Raw genomic sequence first — 17,658 nt, forward strand, 5'->3', positions numbered from 1 at the left:
GTGCAGCGGCCGACGTATCGAGCGTGAAGCTGAACGACGTAGCCGACGAGGTGTTGCCTGCGATATCGGTTTGCCGAACCTGTACGTCGTTCACACCTTCAACGGCGTTGAAGCTGGTGTTCCAGGTATGACCGCCATCGATCGAATATTCGACCGTGGCGCCGGTTTCGACACCGGTGAGATTCAACGTGCCGACATTGGTGATGTGGTCGGTCGCGTTGCTACCGGAGTCGGTCGTGAGCGCGACACCGGGCGCAGCGGCCGACGTATCGAGTGTGAAACTGATCGACGTAGCCGACGACGTATTGCCTGCGACATCGACCTGTCGAACCTGCACGTCGTTCACGCCTTCAACGGCGCTGAAACTGGTGTTCCAGGTATGACCGCCATCGATCGAATATTCGACCGTGGCGCCGGTTTCGACACCGGTGAGATTCAACGTACCGACATTGGTGACGTGATCGGTCGCGTTGCTACCGGAGTCGGTCGTCAGCCCAACACCGGGCGCAGCGGCCGACGTATCGAGCGTGAAGCTGAACGACGTAGCCGACGACGTATTACCTGCAACATCGACCTGGCGAACCTGCACGTTGTTCAGTCCTTCGACGGCGCTGAAGCTCGTGTTCCAATGCGAACCTCCGTCGATGCTGTACTGCACGGTCGCACCTGCCTCGACACCGGTCACATTGAGCGTCCCGACATTGGTGACATGATCGGTAGCGCTACTACCGGAGTCGGTCACGAGCGCAACACCGGGCGCCGCAGCCGACGTATCGAGTGTGAAACCGAACGACGTAGCCGACGACGTATTGCCCGCGACATCGATCTGGCGGACTTGCACGTTGTTCAGTCCTTCGACCGCGCTGAAGCTCGTGTTCCAATGCGATCCGCCATCGACGCTGTACTGCACCGTGGCACCCGTTTCGACGCCAGTGACATTGAGCGTCCCGACATTGCTGACGTGATCGGTAGCGCTACTACCGGAGTCGGTCACGAGCGCAACACCGGGCGCCGCAGCCGACGTATCGAGCGTGAAACTGATCGACGTAGCCGACGACGTATTGCCTGCGACATCGACCTGCCGGACCTGCACGTTGTTCAACCCTTCGACCGCGCTGAAGCTCGTGTTCCAATGCGAACCGCCATCGACGCTGTACTGCACCGTGGCACCCGTTTCGACGCCAGTGACATTCAAGGTGCCGACGTTGGTGATGTGATCGCTGACACTGCTGCCCGAATCGACCGCCAGCGCCACCCCAGGTGCTGTCCCGGCCGTCGTATCCAGCGTGAACGAGCACGAACACACGCACGACGCGTTGCCGGTCACATCGATCTGCCGCACCAGCACGGTATTCGTTCCTTCGACCGCGCTGAAACTCGTGTTCCAGTGCGCGCCGTTGTCGGTGCTGTACTGAACGGTCGCGCCGTGCGCCACCCCGCCGACCGACAGCGTACCGTCCGATGTGATGCCGTCGGTGGCCGAGATCCCCATGTCGTGCGCCAGCGCGACGACAGGGGCGGGCGGCGCAATATCGACATAGGCCGTTGCCCAACTCAGCGTACCGTTGCCCAGCCGGATCGCGTACGTGAAGCTGTCCTGCGCGTAACCGAGCGTATTGAAGCTGTTCGACAGCCACGATGCGTCGAGGTGGCTCGCGTCATACCCGACCTTGCCGTCCGACGTGATCCAGATGTGCGCGCCGTGCGCGCTGAAATCCGCGCTCACCGATTCCGCGCGGCTCGTATCCTGCGTCAGCAACGCGGTTTGTTCGAGCGCGACGGTGGTTTCGGTGCCGGAGTCGAGCGAGTAGAGCGTCTTGGCCGCCCCGCCGAGGTCGTTCGCCATCACGTTCAGGTAAACGGTGGTGAGCGTATTGTCCGTGAGCCCCGTCTGAGCCGACGTAAACACGTCGTTCGTTGCCTGCGGCGTATTGCTCATGGAAACCGCGGTTCCGCTTGAAGTCGTCGCCATGTCGTGCTCCCCGTCCTGTCATGTTTTGATGCGGGCGCTGCGCCACCCGATGCGGCGCATGCCCGATGAACTGCAAATCGGTTCTCGTGTCAGCGCTCGCGCAATGCCATTTCCTTGGTCTTGATGACGGGCTTGAGCAGGTAATGCAGTACGGTCCGGCGTCCGGTGCGGATGTCGACGGTCGCGATCATGCCCGGCACGATCGCGACCGGCTGGCTCCGTCCGCTCGGCTTGCTTTGCCGGGTACGCACCAGTACGCGGTAATAGCTGTCCGGCTTCTCGCCGGGACGGTCCGGCACGATCGTGTCGGCGCTGATGTCCTCGACGACGGCGGGAAAGCCGCCGTAGATCGAGAAGTCATACGCGGACAGCTTGACGGTCGCGTCCTGCCCCGGGTGCAGGAATGCGATGTCCGACGGTCGCACGCGTGCCTCGATCAAAAGCGTGTCGTCGAGTGGCACGATTTCCAGCAGGTCCATCCCCGGCTGGATCACGCCGCCGACGGTATTGATCTTGATCTGCTTGACCATGCCCTTCAGCGGCGCGCGCACCAGCGTGCGCGTGACGCGGTCCTCGAGCGCGACATTGGCCGCACTCAGCGCCGACTGATCGGCACGCGCGAGGTTCAGTTCCTTCATTGCATCGGCGCGAAAATGCGCGGTCGTTTCGTCGATTTTCTGGCGTGCCTCGCGATAGGCGGCTTCCAGCCGCGGCATCGCGAGGCGCGTCGCATCGAGGTCGCCCTTCATGTCGGTCGCCTGCCGCTCGAGCCGCAGCACCTCGACGTCGGATACCGCGCCTTTGGCCACGAGCGGGCTCGTCAACGCCAGCTCCTTCGCGACGAGCCCGTAGCTGCGCTGCAGCTGCGCCTCGCGCGAGCGCTTCTCCGCGAGTTCCTGACGGTGCTGTTCGGCCTGTTGCCGGAGCACGTCGAGATTGGCCTGCAATTCGCGCTGACGGGACTCGAACAGCGAGCGTTCCTCGTCCAGCAGGCCCTGGTTCGTCGGTGCCAGGCGATCGGGCACGACGAAGGCGGTGCCGTTCGCTTCGGCGCTCAGGCGCGCGATACGGGCAAGCAGCGCGGCATCCTTCGCCTGTCCTTCCTTGTATGACGACGTGAACCGCGTATCGTCGATGCGCATCAACGGCTGGCCTTTCTGCACGACCTGGCCGACGCGCACCATGATCTCGGAGACGATCCCGCCCTCGAGGTTCTGCACCACCTGTACGCGACTGGACGGGATCACCTTGCCTTCCCCGACGGTGACTTCATCGACTTCGGCGAACGCGGCCCACAGGAGGGCGACGACGAAGAACGCGAGCGTCGCCCACAGGATCCAATGGGTGAAGTAGCGCGGCCCCTCCAGCGCGGCCGCGCAGCGTTCGCGCATGAACGCGGTATCGTCGGCGCGCGGCTTCAGCGCGGCGCTGATTCGCCCGCGCAGCACGTTGAGCGCGGCGATGCGCGTCGTCGGCGCCGCGCCGGCGCCGTCGGGTTCAGCCAGCAGCGACATGGAGCGTTCTCCCTGCAAGCGCCGCGAGGACCTGGTCCTTCGGGCCGTCGGCGACGACGCGGCCCTGATCCATCACGATCAGGCGGTCGACGAGCGTGAGCAGCGACGGACGGTGCGTGACGAGCAGCAGCGTGCGGCCGGCCAACTGGACCGACAGACGTGCCTTGAACAGCTCTTCGGAGCGGTTGTCCATCGCGCTGCTGGGCTCGTCGAGCAACAGCACCGGCGGCGACAGCAGCATCGCGCGGGCGATCGCGACGGCCTGGCGCTGTCCGCCGGACAGCGCTTCGCCGCGCTCGCCCACCGCGAGATCGAAGCCGTTCGGCAAACGGTTGACGAAGTCCGCGACGCCGGCGACCTGCGCGGCGCGCAGCACGGCGTCGTCGTCCGTGCCCGGTGCGCCCAGCACGATGTTGTCGCGCACGGTGCCGTTGAACAGCATCACGTCCTGCGGCACGTGACCGATCCCGCGTCGCAGCGCGGCAGGGTCGTACTGACGCAGCTCGACGCCGTCGATCAGGACATTGCCGGAAGCCGGCGGGTAGAGGCCGAGGACGAGTTTTTCGATCGTGGTCTTGCCCGAGCCGACGCGCCCGATGATGCCGACGCGCTCGCCCGCGGCGATGCGGAACGACACGCCGTCCAGCGAAACGCCGCTCTGGCCCGGGTAAGCGAAGCTGACGTTGCGGAATTCGATCTCGCCGCGCAGCGCCGGCCGATGGACGAAGCGCTGCTCGGCCGGACGCTCGCCGGGCAGGTTCATCACGCCGTCGATCGACGCCAGCGCGCTGCGCGACTGGTGGTAGCGGGTCAGCAGCGACGCCACCTGGCCCATCGGCGCGAGCGCGCGGCCGGTGAAGATCGTGCAGGCGATCAGTCCACCGGTCGTGAGCCGGTCGTCGCCGATCATGTACACGCCGCACAGGACCACCGCGAGATAGGCCGCCTGCTGCGCGAACATCGCGAAATTGACCGCGCAGCCCGACAGCAGGCGCGACTTGAGCCCGAGCCGGGCGATCTCGCCAAGCTGCTGCTCCCAGCGCGCCTGCATCGGTCCTTCCGCGCCGTTGACCTTGATCGTCTCGAGCCCGACCAGCGTCTCGATCAGCAGGGCCTGGCGCTGGCTCGCGTGGCGCTGGCTGGCCTGCACGGCACGCGCGAGCGGCCCCTGCACGGCGATGCCCGCGCCGATCACGAGCGGCAACGCCAGCAGCGGCAGCCAGCCGAGCCCGCCGCCGACCCAGAACATCGCCGCGACGAACACGATCGAAAACGGCAGGTCGATCAGCGCCGCCGCCGTCGCCGACGTGAGGAACTCCCGCACCGCTTCGAATTCCTGGATCTGCGACGCGAACCCGCCAACGGACGGCGGCCGCGCCGCCATCCGGATGCCGAGCACCTTCTCGTACAGGTTCGCCGACAGGATCACGTCGATCTTCTTGCCCGCCACGTCGATGAAATAGCCGCGCAACGTGCGCATCACCACGTCGAACACGATCACCAGCGCGATGCCGGCCGCCAGCGCCCACAGCGTCTCGAGCGACCGGTTCGGCACGACACGGTCGTAGACGTTCATCGTGAACAGCGGCATCGCCAGCGCGAACAGGTTGATCAGCGTCGACGCGAGCATGACTTCGGCATAGATCGGCCACGATTGCGCGACCACGCCCCAGAACCAGTGGCGCGGGCGCGGCACGACGCTTTCCGTGTCGCGCGCATCGAACCGGTGGGCCGGGCGCGCGAACAGCACATGGCCGGCATGGCGTTGCGCGAGTTCAGTCGCGTCGACGGCTTCTTCGCCGATGCCGGTTTCAGGGAGGATCACCTGCAAGGTGCCGCACGCGTTGCGGCGAACCAGCACGCAGGCTTGGCCGTCGTCGAGCAGCAGCACCGCGGGCAGGACCGCATCCGGGATGTCGCGCAGCGCGCGCCGGGCCAGTTTGGCCGAGAGGCCGGCGCGCGCCGCGGCCCGCACGAACAGTGCCGGCGTCAGGCGCCGGCCGGCGAGCGGCAGCCCGGCCACGAGCGTGTCGATGCCCACCGGCCGGTCGAACAGCCGCGTCAGCACGAGCAGGCAGCCGAGCAGCGGATCGTCTTCGATACCCGATCCGTGTGGCAGATTCCAGCCGTGATCGGCGCACGGCTCCCCGGCCGCGGCAGCGGCTTGCGTGGCGGCGGCCTGCATTACAGCGCGCCGCCAGCCTGATGACGGTCCGACCGCCGCGGCAACTCGCCGCGCGCGCACATGCCGGCCGCCAAGCGCTCCGTCTTGTTCATCGCTCACCCCGATATTATTTTGTGCTGTTGGTCGCTTGGTGCGACTGCTTGTGTTTGCATCGGAGCAACAGCAAGGAGCGGGCCAGATGCGGCGGCGGGTGCGTCTGACGGCGGAAGGAGGCATGCCGTCGGCGGCAGCGGGGCTCGAATGCCGATTTGGTTTCAGGTCTGATACGTTTCGTCTGCGCGAACGCCGCGCGCTTTCGTACCGACGCACCGGCAACGGCGCACTGGAGAAGGCTGCATGCGGCGGCACACGCGGAAAACGCGGCCGGCGCGGTGCCGGATCCGCATGGGAAATGTTTCAGTCGTGAAACGTTCGGGTTTTAGGGGCGTATCGCTCGTGAATACTATCGGTCGACGCGTTGGGTCGCGACGCCGAGTGCAATCTTTGCTCGGAACAATGATGGGTCGAAAGACCGCGTCGATGCCTGGCAGTCGATCGTAGCCGCAGTCAATCCACAATCTTGAACACGCGATTCTTCTCGATCACGCCGGCTTTCGGCAATTTGCCGTCGTCATCGGCCTCGGCGCGCAGATGCCGTTCGTCGAGCGCCGGCCCCGTATACCGGCTGCGCGGCCGGATCACCTTGCCCACGCGCAGCTGCTCGATGCAGTGGGCCAGCAGCCCGACGCTGCGCGCGATCGAGAACAGCCCGAAAGCCGCGTCGCGCGGCAACCGAAGCTGCACCGACAGCATCGCGAGCGCGACGTCGATGGTCGGCCGCTGGCCGGTGAGTGTCGTCACCTTGTCGATGAAGTGCGCCAGTTCCGCCGGCGGATCGAGCCGCGCGAGCAATGCGGCCGCGCGCGGATCGCCATCCGGATAAAGATGATGGCCGAAACCGGGAATCGGGATCGCGGACTTCAGGTGATGATCGACCACGTGCTCGGCGCCGAGCCGCTCCACGTCGTCGAACACCGCGCGCACGCGTCCCGATGCGTCGCCGTGCAGCGGGCCCGAGAGTGTCGCGAGTCCGGTCAGCAGGCAGCCCGCGAGCGACGCGCCGGTCGATGCGGTGATGCGCGCGGCGAACGCCGAGCTCGTGATCTCGTGATCGGCGACCAGCACCATCGCGCGGCGCAGCAGATCCGCGCCATGGTCGTCGAGGCCCCAGCCGGCTGCGAGCCGCTGATGGGTCCAGCGCGGGCCCGCATCGGCGTCGTCATGCGCGCCGAACGCGCGCGAGACGATCGCGACGAGCTGCCCGGCCTCGGCGTGCAGCGCGCTGTCGAGCCGGCCGAGCGTCGAGTGCCCGTGCGCGGCCAGCGTCGCGAGCATCGTGAACGCGCATTGCCGATCGCGCTCGCCGGGCGGCAGCGTAACCGCGGGCGTATCGAACGACACCGGCGTGGTGGCCTGCCACAGCAGCGCGGCCGTTTCCTCGAGCGTGGCGGTGTCCGACAGTTGAATGCTGTCGCGGCCGCGATACCACGCGCGGCCCTTGGCGAACGTGGTGATGCCGCTGTAGATGCAGGGCTCGGCACCGAAGATCGTGCTCGCCGCCAGCGCCGCATGCTTGCGGCCGACCTGTTTCTTGCGGCACAGCGCGACCACGTCCTCGACGCGATACAGGCTCTTGCGCGGATCGTCCGGATCCTGCATCACGGCGATGCTGCCGCGGCTCGCATACGCATAGACGGTTTGCGCTCGCACGCCGAGCCGCCGTGCGGCTTCGGTCAGGGTGATCCAGTTGTGCATGGGGAGTCGTGATGAGGACGCGGCCGGTGCGCGGCCGCTTGCGCCGACTATAGACCGGGTTCAACTGAATGTCATCTCGGCCGGGCGCCGCTCGAGCACCTCGACGAGGATCTCGCCCGGCGCGCGCACGAAACAGCCGCGCACGCCGGCACGGATCTGTGTGACGGGCTGGACGATGTCGGCGCCATGCTCGAGCAGGTGTGCATACGCGGCATCGAGATCGTCGACCAGCACGCCGAAGTGATCGATGCCTTGCACGCGCGCGCCGTCGGGCACGGCGGCCGGTCGTGCGTCGGGCAGGGCCGTGATGAACAGGTTGATGGTGCCGATCCGCAGGTCGACGCGGCCGGGGCGCCGCACGATGTCGGCGTTCAGGCAGCGCGCGAACCACGCGGCGGTGGCCTCGGCGTCAGCCGAGCAGAGTTGCAGGTGATCCCATTTGAATTCGATCATGAGCGCAGACTGGATTGGGTGAAGCCGCAAGAGCGGCAGGTAAGGAGATTCGAACGGGGTCAGAGCTCGATGCGCGACAACTTGCCGAGCAGCACGGAGTACGACAGCGTGCCGACGAGGCAGATCGCGCCCATCAGGTTCAGTGCCCAGAAGAAGCTGCCGGTGTGCTGCGTCACGTAGCCGATCATCAGTGGCGTGGTGACGGCCGCGATATTGGCCGCGAGGCTCGTGATGCTGCTGGTGAGCCCGACATAGCGTTTCGGCGCGATCTCGGATACCGCGGCCCAGGACATCGAGCCGATCCCCTGCGCGAAGAACGCGACGGTCAGGATCGCGATCACCAGCGCGTTCGAGTGCACGAAATTGACGAGCACGATCGACGCGCCGAGGAAGGTGCCGATCACGAGCGGGGCCTTGCGGGACGACGACATCGACACGCCGCGCCGGATGCAGAGATCGGACAGGTAGCCGGCGATCAGGATCCCGAGCGTCGCGCCGATGAACGGCATCGCCTGGAAGAAGCCGACCTTGATCATCGACATGTGCCGTTCCTCGACCAGGTAGGTCATGAACCAGGTCGTGAAGAACACCAGCAGCGTGTTGTTGCAGAACTTGCCGAGACAGATCGCGAGGATCTGCCGGTAACCGAGCAGGCGCAGCGCCATGCGCCAGTCGAAACGCTCGCGCGCGGTCACGACCGGGCGCCCTTCGGTGATGTACTGCAGCTCGGCCGCATTGACGCTGCGATGCCGCGACGGATCGCGATAGAGCCGGTACCAGACGATGCTGAACAGGATGCCGAAGCCGCCGGTCGCAAAGAACACGGCGCGCCAGCCGAATGCCGACGAGATCCACAGCAGCAGCCCGGTGAAGAGCGGCGTGCCGATGTATTGCCCCATCACGTAGACGCTGGTCGCGAAGCCGCGCTCCTGCACCGGGAACCACATCGTCACCGCGCGGGCATTCGACGGAAAGGCCGGCGCTTCCAGCGCGCCCATCGCGGCCCGCGAGCCGAGCAGCATGTGGTAGCCGTGCGCGAGCCCTTGTGTCAGCGTCGCCAGCGACCAGCCGACCAGCGACAGCGCATAGGCGACGCGCGAGCCGAGCATGTCGGCAAGCACGCCCGCCGGCAGCAGCGCGAGCGAGTATGCAAGGCCGAACACGGCGAACAGCTCGCCCATCTGGACGCGGGTGAGTGCGAGGTCCTTCGACAGCGCCGGTGCGACGATGCCGAGTGCCGAGCGGTCGACGTAGTTGAGGATGGTCGCCACCAGCAGCATCGACAGCACGCCGTAGCGCACGCGCGATCTTCTGGTGACGCCCGCGTGCGAGTCGAACTCGCGCATGACCGAAACCTGTTCTTCTGCGGTTTTCAATATCATCTCCTGTCTCCTGATGGGTGGGCCGGCGCGTGGTTGTCGTGTGCGCCGGCGAGCGTCCGGTCAGCCGCGCCCGACGAAGGGCATCGCGGTCGCCATGATCGTCATGTTCAGAATGTTGGCCTCGAGCGGCAGGCTCGCCATCTGCACGATGGCGTGCGCAACGTGCGCGACGTCGACGCGCGGCTCGGGCGCGACGCGACCGTCGGCCTGCGGCACGCCGCTGTTCATGCGCTCGGTGAGCGACGTGGCGGCATTGCCGATGTCGATCTGGCCGCACGCGATGTTGAACGGCCGGCCGTCGAGCGCGAGCGAGCGCGTGATGCCGAGGACGGCATGCTTGGTGGCCGTGTACGCGATCGTGTTCGGGCGCGGCGTATGCGCGGAGATCGAACCGTTGTTGATGATGCGGCCGCCTTGCGGCGTCTGGCGCTTCATCTGGCGCCACGCGGCGCGTGCGCACAGGAAGACGCCCGTCAGGTTGGTCGCGACCACGTCGTTCCAGAATTCGAGCGAGTAGTCGTCGAGCGGCACGGCGCCCGCGTTGCGGCCGGCGTTGTTGAACAGCACGTCGAGGTGTCCGAACTCGCGCTCGATTCGTGCGAAGCCCGCGTCCACCGATGCCTCGTCGGCGACGTCGGTCGGGATTGCCGCGGCCACGCCGCCGGCCTGCTCGATGATCTCCTTTGTCGCGAGCAGCGGCTCGATGCGCCTGCCGAGCAACGCCACGCCGAATCCGGCTTGCGCCAGCGCGACGGCCGCGGCCTGGCCGATTCCGGTGCCGGCGCCCGTCACTGCCGCGATTTTTTTTCGTTCCTGCATTTTCACGACCTCGTCTTCAGTCCGTTGAACATGCAAAAAGCATTGCGCGGTGACGATTCCCCAGCAATCTTGATTCTTTCAATCAATATCAACTGTCCCGTCGCGACGGGGCAGCGTCAGGGTTTTCCTGAGTTCGCGGGCACGTCGTTCACCGGGCCTTCATGGCGTGGTACGCATCGGGCGGCGCAATCGAACCGGCCCTGCAGGCGCGCGGCCAATGCCGCGCCGACACGTTGATTGAATCAATCAATATTGACCCGCGCCGAGTGCGCTTCGTAGGCTGTGCTCCGTTTTCCGACCCAAGGACGAGACCATGCCTGATAACAATCGCCCCCGCCTGCTGGTAGCGCGACGGGTTCCCGCGGCCGTGGCCGCACGTGCCGAAGCCGAATTCCATGCGTACGTGACGGACGCCGACATGGATGCGCGGTCCGTCGTCGAGTTCTGCAACCGTTACGAAACACCGGCGGTGCTGATCGGCAAGAAATCGGGGCTGCAGGCCGAGCACATCGCGGCATTGCCGCCGAGCGTGAAGATCATCGCGAACGCGAGCGCCGGCTACGACCACATGGATGTGGGCGCCGCGCGCGCACGCGGGATCGTGGTCAGCAATGCGCCCGACGCGCTGACCGATTGCACGGCCGATTTCACGATGCTGCTCATTCTGGCCGCGTGCCGGCGTGCATCGGAATACGAGCGCATCGTGCGCGCGGGGTGGGGCAAGTCGTTCGGCATGACCGACATGCTCGGCACGCGCGTGAACGGCAAGACGCTCGGGATCGTCGGCTTCGGCCGGATCGGCCGCGCGGTTGCGCAGCGTGCGCGTGGGTTCGGGATGCGGATCGTCTATACCGACCGGCGGCCGGCTCCGCCCGAGATCGAGGCGGGCGCGCGCTATTGCGCGGATCTCGACACGCTGCTGCCGCAGTGCGACATCCTCACGCTGCACGTGCCGGGCGGCGGCACGCCGTTGATGACGCGGCGCGAGTTCGGTTTGATGCGCGATAGTGCGGTGTTCGTCAACGCGGCGCGTGGAAGTCTCGTCGACGAGGATGCGCTGTACGATGCGTTGGCGTCGCGGCGGCTGTTTGGCGCGGGGCTCGACGTCTATCGCAACGAGCCCAACATCGATCCGCGCTTCGCCACGCTCGACAATGTGTTTCTGTCGCCGCACATGGCCAGCGCGACGATCGAGACGCGCGACCAGATGGGGTTTACCGCGCTCGATAACGTCGCGGCGGTGCTGGACGGGAGGGCGGCGCCGAACGCGCTGTGACGGGCAACGCAAGGGCGTGTTCGGCCGAGACGATCCGCCGCCGCGCGTGATGAACGCGTGTCATCCGCCGAGCGGCGGCGTCGATGCCAAAGCCGCTCGGCGACCGTATGAGGGGCGCGAATGAACGCGTGTTCTCGACGACGATCGGCATCGTCGGGGCAAGCGCACCTGCATGCGATTACTGATGCAACCGGGATTTCGAAAAACGCTCGGCGAAGCACGGACGGCTTCGCGTCTATCATGTGTATGGCGGCTCACGGCGTGCATAGGGTATGTCCTATTCCGCGGGCCGCCTGAATCTGTAGCCCTCGAATTTTGAATGCAGTACAGTCTTCGGCGAGGCTTTCGAGCCCGGTTGTCACAAAGCACGCGCCCCCTGGAGACTTCAAGTTGTCTACGCCCCGCAAGCGGTTGCCGCCGCTCAATACCATTTCAGCTTTCGAGGCATCGGCGCGGTTGATGAGCTTCACGAAGGCGGCGGAGGAGCTCCATCTTTCGCAGGGGGCGGTGAGCCGGCAGATTCAGGTGCTCGAGGAACGGATGGGCGTGCCGCTCTTCACTCGGCGGCACAAGGAGATCCAGCTCACGCGTGCGGGCCTCATTTTCCAGCAGGCCATCGCGCAGAGCCTTAATACGATTCGCCGGGCCGTGACGATGATCGAAGCGCTCGATACCAGTACGGTCACCATCGCCGCGAGCAATGCGATGGCCAACTTCTGGTTGATGCCCGCCATATTCGAGTTCCGCACGCAGCACCCGAACATCGACATCCGGGTGCTCGCCAGCAATTCGCCGGTCGACCCGTGGCACGAACCGGTCGACCTCGCCATCCGATATGGCGATGGACACTGGCCAAACCTTGCCAAGGTCAAGCTGTTCGAGGAAGAGATCTTTCCGGTCTGCGCGCCGTCGTATCAGAAAGAGCACGAGCTCAAGACCGTGCAGGATCTGATGGACTGCGAATTGATCGAATACGACTCGGACAGCGCGGATTCCAATTCATGGGACACGTGGCTGGCGCGCGCCGGCGTCCAGCATGGCGCGGTGAGAAAGAACCTGACGCTCTCGAACTATGACCTGGTCTATCGCGCGGCCTGCAGCGGCAAGGGTGTCGCGCTGGCCTGGGCATACGGCGTTCCGGAAGAAGACCGGGGCGCGCTGCTTGTCCGGCCGCTCGATGTATCCGTCAAGACGGGATTGTGCGAATACATCGTTTATGCGGACACCGAGGAACTCAGCGCACCCGCGAAAATCTTCCTGGGCTGGTTGATCGACTTCGCGAACCAGAGCCTTTGGGCGTAGCCGCTTGCGTGCCTAGAACTCGATGGTGACGTCCGATAGCGGCACGGAGCAGCACGGCAGGATGCAGCCTTCGTCGATCTCTTCATCGGTGATGCCGCCGTTGTGATTCATCTCGACCCGTCCGTCCAGCTTGCGGAGTTTGCACGTTCCGCACACACCCGAACGACATGCATTGGGGATCCTGGGGCCGTTCGGCAGCGCGTGGAGCGCATCGAGAATGGTCGTTCCGGGCGCGCAGTCCAGCTCGACGAGCGACTGCGACAACCGGAGCCGCGATACGCGGACCGTGCTTGGCACGTGCGCGGGTGCCTGCTCCGGCAGTTGAAACCGCTCCTGGTGGAAGCGGGATTCGGTGCCGCCGTTCTCCAGAAACAGCGTGCGCATGACCGACATGAACGGATCCGGTCCGCAGCACAGCACCTGTCGCGCGGTCCAGTCGGGCGTCGAGCGGTCAAGCACCGCTTTCGACAGCACCCCGGACGGAAAGTCCTCGCTCGCTTCGTCGGACGTGTAGAAGTGCGGGGTGATGCCGCAGGCCGCGTGCCCCATTTGCAACAGCTCGTCACGAAAGAGCATGTCGGCGGGCGTCCGAACGAACTGCAGGAACTGGATGTCCGCGCGTTCGCCGCGGGCGTACACGGCGCGCGCCATCGCCATCAGCGGGGTGATGCCAACGCCGCCCGCAACGAACAGCAACGGCTCCGCAGGGTTGGCCGGCAAGACGAAGTCTCCGGCGGGCCGGGACACCTGGAGGCGATCGCCGACAGCGAGCCGATCGTGAAGCCAGGTCGACACGGCGCCGGAAGGCGAGCGCTTGACCGTGATCTCGAACGTCGCGCTGCCGTGCGCCTCCGGTGCCGACGAGACGGTGTAGCACCGGTAGAGGGTGTCGCTCCCGGTATCCACGCTCAACGTCACGTACTGCCCGGGCTCGAACGCAGTCCGCGCCTGAGGTTGCGCAAGCGAAAACCGGAAGGTCTTGACGTTCCAGTTCTCGCGCGCAATAGCCACGCAGACTACCTCGGTGAAAGCGCCGCCGTTCATCATGCAATACACTCCACGGGAATGGTCTTCGGTACGCCGGCCAGCTCCGACTTCAGCGTGGCCAGATACCAGTCGATGAACTCCGTGACGCCGCGCTCGACGAGCGGAGAGTAGGGGCCTGGTTGATATCCCTTCGAGTTGATGCCTTGCTGATTGGCTTCGACGAGTCGCTGGTCCTGGGCGTTCGTGGCATTCCAGACGGCAGTGAGATTGTCGAGGTCGTAGTCTTCGCCTTCGACGGCAGCCTCGTTCACGAGCCACCACGTCGTCACCTGGGTCTCCGTGGCACTCAGCGGCAGCAGCCGGAACGCGATGGCGTGATCGGACAGCACGTGGTTCCACGTATTCGGGAAGCGCAGCAGGCGCAATGAGCCGACGTCCGCATCCTGGTTGGTGCCCAGCAGCTTCCTGCACGCAAGCTCGCCATTCATCGTGAAGGAGAGGCCGCGCTCCATCGCCGCGCGCACCATCCGGTAGCCGTCGGACGTCTCGATGGGCTTGAACGGCAATCCGGCGGCGGTCCAGCGTGCTTCGTCCTTCTCGCACTTTTCCGCATAGTCGCCGCCGAATCGCGGGTCCGTCGGGCCGTCGAATTCCGAAATCGTGCGCAACAGCTCGGGGTGGCTTCCGGAGCAGTGATAGCACTCGCGATTGTTCTCGAGGACGAGCTTCCAGTTGCCCTTCTCGACGATGGTCGATTCGAACGCGACCTTGGCATTGTCGAGCCCGTGCGGCCGGATATATGGCGACACCTGGTTGCGGAATTCGTCGAACGGGCTCGGCGTGACGGCAAGCGAGATGAAGATGTAGCCCTCGACCGATTCGCAGTGCACCGGCTTGAGCGCGTATTGCGACGCGTCGAATTCCGCGCCCATTTCCCTGGCGAACATCAGTTTGCCGTCCAGACCGTAGGTCCATTGGTGGTACGGGCACACGAGCGTGCCGGACGAGCCCTTGTCACCGGCACAGATTCGCGAACCGCGGTGACGGCACGTGTTGTAGAACGCGCGGATCGCTTTGCTCCGGTCCCGGATCACGACGATCGAACTGGCGCCCACCTCGAGCGTGAACCAGTTGCCCGGCTGCGGAATCTGGGCCGACACGCCGGCGAAGATCCATTGGCGTTCCCAGATCAGTTCGAGGTCGCGTTCGTACACCGCCGGGTCGGTGTAGAACGGCTGCGGCAGTGACCGGCCGGCCACGCGAGACTCGATGAGCGAGTGGAGTTGACTGTTCGACAGCATGGTGGTGTTCGGTTCGGGTTCGAATGCGGGAAGGAATGAATGCATGGTCCGATTTGACCTGCTTGGTAACGTGCCTGCAAGCCATGAAAACTGATGCCATGCATGAATTTTTAATGGCTATGCGCAGAACGGAGAACCGGGATCGGATTCGGTTGTTCATTGACAGACGGTTACAGGGAGGAAGATTGACGTGCTAGATCGAAATCGGCGTCATTCAAAATTTCATCCATCTCACGGGCAGCAATGCGCCAGGGTTCGCAATGCAAGGCGCCACCCGATGAATGCAAATCTGCATGCGATAGATCAGAAAAACTGCTTTGACGGTTGATTTTGCGGCTCCGATGATGCGGGACATCGCTCGTATCGCATTGCTTTCGCAACGCTGGAAATCGGGACTGCCGTCACGAAGCCGGCGCCCGATTTCCAGCGACAACTAAAAACCGGAGACGTCATGTCAGGAAATCGTGGAGTGGTTTATGTCGGGCCCGGGAAGGTCGAGGTGCGCAATATCGCCTTCCCCGAGCTTTCCGATCCGTCGGGTCGCAAGGCCAGTCACGGCGTCATCCTTCGGGTCATCGCGACCAACATCTGCGGTTCCGACCAGCATATGGTGCGCGGCAGGACCACGGCACCGGCGGGGCTCGTGCTGGGCCACGAAATCACGGGTGAAGTGATCGAAGTCGGCTCGGACGTGCTGACGCTCAGGAAGGGCGATCTCGTGTCGGTACCCTTCAACGTTGCGTGCGGACGCTGTCCGATGTGCAAGGCGCAGAACACCGGCGTATGCCTGAGCGTGAATCCGGCGCGCGCCGGCGGTGCGTATGGCTACGTGGACATGGGCGGCTGGATCGGCGGGCAGGCGGAGTTCGTGATGGTGCCGTATGCCGACTTCAACCTGCTCAAGTTTCCCGACCGCGATCGGGCCATGACCAAGATTCGCGATCTCACCTGCCTATCCGACATTCTGCCGACCGGATACCACGGTGCCGTGACCGCCAGCGTCGGGCCGGGCACCACGGTCTACATCGCGGGTGCCGGCCCGGTCGGCCTGGCCGCGGCAGCCTCGGCACGCCTCCTGGGTGCGGCGGTCACGATCGTCGGCGACGTGAATCCGAAGCGGCTGGAGCACGCCCGCCGCGTCGGTTTCGAGACGGTCGATCTGTCCCAGGACGCGTCGCTCGCCGACCAGATCGCCAACTTGCTCGGCGAGCCGGAAGTCGATTGTGCGATCGATTGCGTCGGCTTCGAAGCGCGGGGCCACGGGCACGCCGGTTCACGGACCGAAGCGCCGGCGACCGTGCTGAACTCGCTGATGGAAGTCACGCGCGTCGCCGGCAAGATCGGCATTCCCGGTTTGTACGTGACCGACGATCCGGGGGCGGACGATGCGGCGGCACAGAAGGGCAGTCTGTCGGTCCGGTTCGGGCTCGGCTGGGCGAAGTCCCATTCGTTCTTCACCGGACAGACGCCGGTGATGAAGTACAACCGAAGCCTGATGCAGGCGATTCTCTGGGACCGCCTGGATATCGCGAATGTCGTGAACGTCAACGTGATCGATCTGGACCAGGCGCCGGCCGGTTATGCGGAATTCGACGCCGGCGTGCCCAAGAAATTCGTGATCGATCCGCACGGCACGTTCAAGTCGGCTGCGTGATCCGTTCGATCCGGAGCAGATAAAGGCAGGGACGGCGGCGCCGATCACGTCACGAACCGGGCCGACGGCATTTCAAGCAATCAGGAGTACACAATGGGATGTCCATTCTCGGGACATGAGCCGGCAACGGAATCCGCTGCCGACGGAGGCTGGCACGACGCGCAGCTGGACTTCGCCAGGTCGATGAGTTACGGCGACTACCTTCACCTCGACGCCATCCTCGGCGCGCAGCATCCGCTGTCACCCGACCACAACGAGATGCTGTTCGTCGTTCAACATCAGACATCCGAGTTGTGGATGCAACTCATGTTGCACGAACTGCGCGCGTCCAGAACCGGCGTTCGCAACGATGAACTCCAGCCGGTGTTCAAGATGCTCGCACGCGTGTCGCGCATCATGGACCAGCTCGTTCAGGCGTGGAGCGTGCTCGCGACGATGACGCCGCCGGAGTACACGGCGATGCGGCCTTACCTTGGCCTGTCGTCGGGCTTCCAGTCCAGCCAGTACCGGGAGATCGAATTCATCCTGGGCAACAAGAACGCGACGATGCTGCGACCGCACGAGCATCGGCCGGAAAGCGAGGCGCTGTTGCGCGATGCGCTTGAGACGCCGTCCCTGTATGACGAAAGCGTCAGGCTGCTGGCCCGCACCGGCTTGCCCGTCGACGCAGACCGCCTCGACGCGGACTGGACGCAGCCGACCCGGTACAACGCGTCCGTTGCCGCCGCTTGGCTGCAGGTGTACCGCGATCCGCAGACATTCTGGAGCCTCTACCAGCTGGCCGAAAAGCTCGTGGATATCGAGGATTCGTTCCGGCAATGGCGTTTTCGCCATCTGACGACGGTCGAGCGCGTGATCGGGTTCAAGCGCGGTACGGGCGGGACGGAAGGTGTCGGCTACCTCCGGAAGATGCTCGACGTCGTGTTGTTCCCCGAACTTTGGCAGATCCGGACGGAACTCTGATTCGGGTTCATCTAGCGGCTTCGGCAGATTCAAGAAACTCATTCAGGATGACTGTA

General features: G+C 65.1%; 13 protein-coding genes. 4 read left to right on the forward strand and 9 right to left on the reverse strand.

Annotation, left to right across the window (positions count from 1 at the left end; genetic code table 11):
- The 7 genes from DIE15_RS32330 to DIE15_RS32360 all read right to left on the reverse strand — a co-directional run.
- A partial coding sequence (locus DIE15_RS32330) for an Ig-like domain-containing protein (protein WP_260428401.1) occupies positions 1-1,939 on the reverse strand: 1,939 nt, incomplete at its 3' end.
- A gap of 122 nt (positions 1,940-2,061) precedes the next feature.
- Positions 2,062-3,486 carry an HlyD family type I secretion periplasmic adaptor subunit gene (locus tag DIE15_RS32335; protein ID WP_124835421.1) on the reverse strand — a complete coding sequence of 475 codons (1,425 nt, stop codon included), beginning with the start codon at positions 3,484-3,486 and terminating at the stop codon, positions 2,062-2,064.
- Entirely contained in the window at positions 3,470-5,671 is a 2,202-nt protein-coding gene (locus DIE15_RS32340) for a type I secretion system permease/ATPase (RefSeq protein ID WP_057927346.1), read from the reverse strand. Before DIE15_RS32340 ends, DIE15_RS32335 begins: the two co-directional genes overlap by 17 nt.
- A 546-nt stretch (positions 5,672-6,217) precedes the next feature.
- Positions 6,218-7,465, reverse strand: coding sequence for a citrate/2-methylcitrate synthase (locus tag DIE15_RS32345; RefSeq protein WP_124835422.1), 1,248 nt, complete (start codon positions 7,463-7,465; stop codon positions 6,218-6,220).
- A gap of 60 nt (positions 7,466-7,525) precedes the next feature.
- Positions 7,526-7,918 carry a VOC family protein gene (locus DIE15_RS32350; protein WP_057927344.1) on the reverse strand — a complete coding sequence of 131 codons (393 nt, stop codon included), beginning with the start codon at positions 7,916-7,918 and terminating at the stop codon, positions 7,526-7,528.
- A gap of 59 nt (positions 7,919-7,977) precedes the next feature.
- Positions 7,978-9,264: an MFS transporter gene (locus DIE15_RS32355; RefSeq protein WP_124835447.1), complete on the reverse strand. Its 1,287-nt coding sequence runs from the start codon at positions 9,262-9,264 to the stop codon at positions 7,978-7,980.
- A gap of 96 nt (positions 9,265-9,360) precedes the next feature.
- Positions 9,361-10,119, reverse strand: a complete 759-nt coding sequence (locus DIE15_RS32360) for an SDR family oxidoreductase (protein WP_057927342.1) — start codon at positions 10,117-10,119, stop codon at positions 9,361-9,363.
- Positions 10,120-10,432: 313 nt separating this feature from the next.
- Here DIE15_RS32360 and DIE15_RS32365 point away from each other — a divergent pair, with 313 nt between their 5' ends.
- Positions 10,433-11,395: a D-glycerate dehydrogenase gene (locus tag DIE15_RS32365; RefSeq protein ID WP_124835423.1), complete on the forward strand. Its 963-nt coding sequence runs from the start codon at positions 10,433-10,435 to the stop codon at positions 11,393-11,395.
- A 390-nt stretch (positions 11,396-11,785) separates the two neighbouring features.
- The gene (locus DIE15_RS32370; RefSeq protein ID WP_124835424.1) at positions 11,786-12,697 is read left to right on the forward strand and encodes a LysR substrate-binding domain-containing protein; all 912 of its coding nucleotides are present in this window, start codon (positions 11,786-11,788) and stop codon (positions 12,695-12,697) included.
- A 12-nt stretch (positions 12,698-12,709) separates the two neighbouring features.
- On the opposite strand, the gene DIE15_RS32375 is transcribed toward DIE15_RS32370, so the two are convergent.
- A complete protein-coding gene (locus DIE15_RS32375; RefSeq protein ID WP_124835425.1) occupies positions 12,710-13,744 on the reverse strand; it encodes a flavin reductase family protein in 1,035 nt (344 codons plus the stop codon).
- Positions 13,741-14,985 carry an aromatic ring-hydroxylating dioxygenase subunit alpha gene (locus tag DIE15_RS32380; RefSeq protein ID WP_124835426.1) on the reverse strand — a complete coding sequence of 415 codons (1,245 nt, stop codon included), beginning with the start codon at positions 14,983-14,985 and terminating at the stop codon, positions 13,741-13,743. The genes DIE15_RS32375 and DIE15_RS32380 overlap by 4 nt, the downstream gene beginning before the upstream one ends.
- Positions 14,986-15,436: 451 nt before the next feature.
- Here DIE15_RS32380 and fdhA point away from each other — a divergent pair, with 451 nt between their 5' ends.
- A complete protein-coding gene (gene fdhA / locus DIE15_RS32385) occupies positions 15,437-16,639 on the forward strand; it encodes a formaldehyde dehydrogenase, glutathione-independent (protein WP_124835427.1) in 1,203 nt (400 codons plus the stop codon).
- Between the two features lie 93 nt (positions 16,640-16,732).
- On the forward strand, positions 16,733-17,602 hold the full coding sequence (kynA, locus tag DIE15_RS32390) for a tryptophan 2,3-dioxygenase (RefSeq protein ID WP_124835428.1): 870 nt from the start codon (positions 16,733-16,735) through the stop codon (positions 17,600-17,602).
- The last annotated feature ends 56 nt before the right edge of the window (positions 17,603-17,658 follow it).

It is taken from the genome of Burkholderia sp. Bp9031, from assembly GCF_003857965.1.
Classification (GTDB): Bacteria; Pseudomonadota; Gammaproteobacteria; order Burkholderiales; family Burkholderiaceae; genus Burkholderia; species Burkholderia ambifaria_A.

Coding starts and splice junctions, on each gene's coding strand:
- DIE15_RS32335 (WP_124835421.1), bottom strand. CDS start 3,486: ATGTCGCTGCTGGCTGAACCCGACGGCGCCGGCGCGGCGCCGACGACG.
- DIE15_RS32340 (WP_057927346.1), bottom strand. CDS start 5,671: ATGCAGGCCGCCGCCACGCAAGCCGCTGCCGCGGCCGGGGAGCCGTGC.
- DIE15_RS32345 (WP_124835422.1), bottom strand. CDS start 7,465: ATGCACAACTGGATCACCCTGACCGAAGCCGCACGGCGGCTCGGCGTG.
- DIE15_RS32350 (WP_057927344.1), bottom strand. CDS start 7,918: ATGATCGAATTCAAATGGGATCACCTGCAACTCTGCTCGGCTGACGCC.
- DIE15_RS32355 (WP_124835447.1), bottom strand. CDS start 9,264: ATGCGCGAGTTCGACTCGCACGCGGGCGTCACCAGAAGATCGCGCGTG.
- DIE15_RS32360 (WP_057927342.1), bottom strand. CDS start 10,119: ATGCAGGAACGAAAAAAAATCGCGGCAGTGACGGGCGCCGGCACCGGA.
- DIE15_RS32365 (WP_124835423.1), top strand. CDS start 10,433: ATGCCTGATAACAATCGCCCCCGCCTGCTGGTAGCGCGACGGGTTCCC.
- DIE15_RS32375 (WP_124835425.1), bottom strand. CDS start 13,744: ATGATGAACGGCGGCGCTTTCACCGAGGTAGTCTGCGTGGCTATTGCG.
- DIE15_RS32380 (WP_124835426.1), bottom strand. CDS start 14,985: ATGCTGTCGAACAGTCAACTCCACTCGCTCATCGAGTCTCGCGTGGCC.
- fdhA (WP_124835427.1), top strand. CDS start 15,437: ATGTCAGGAAATCGTGGAGTGGTTTATGTCGGGCCCGGGAAGGTCGAG.
- kynA (WP_124835428.1), top strand. CDS start 16,733: ATGGGATGTCCATTCTCGGGACATGAGCCGGCAACGGAATCCGCTGCC.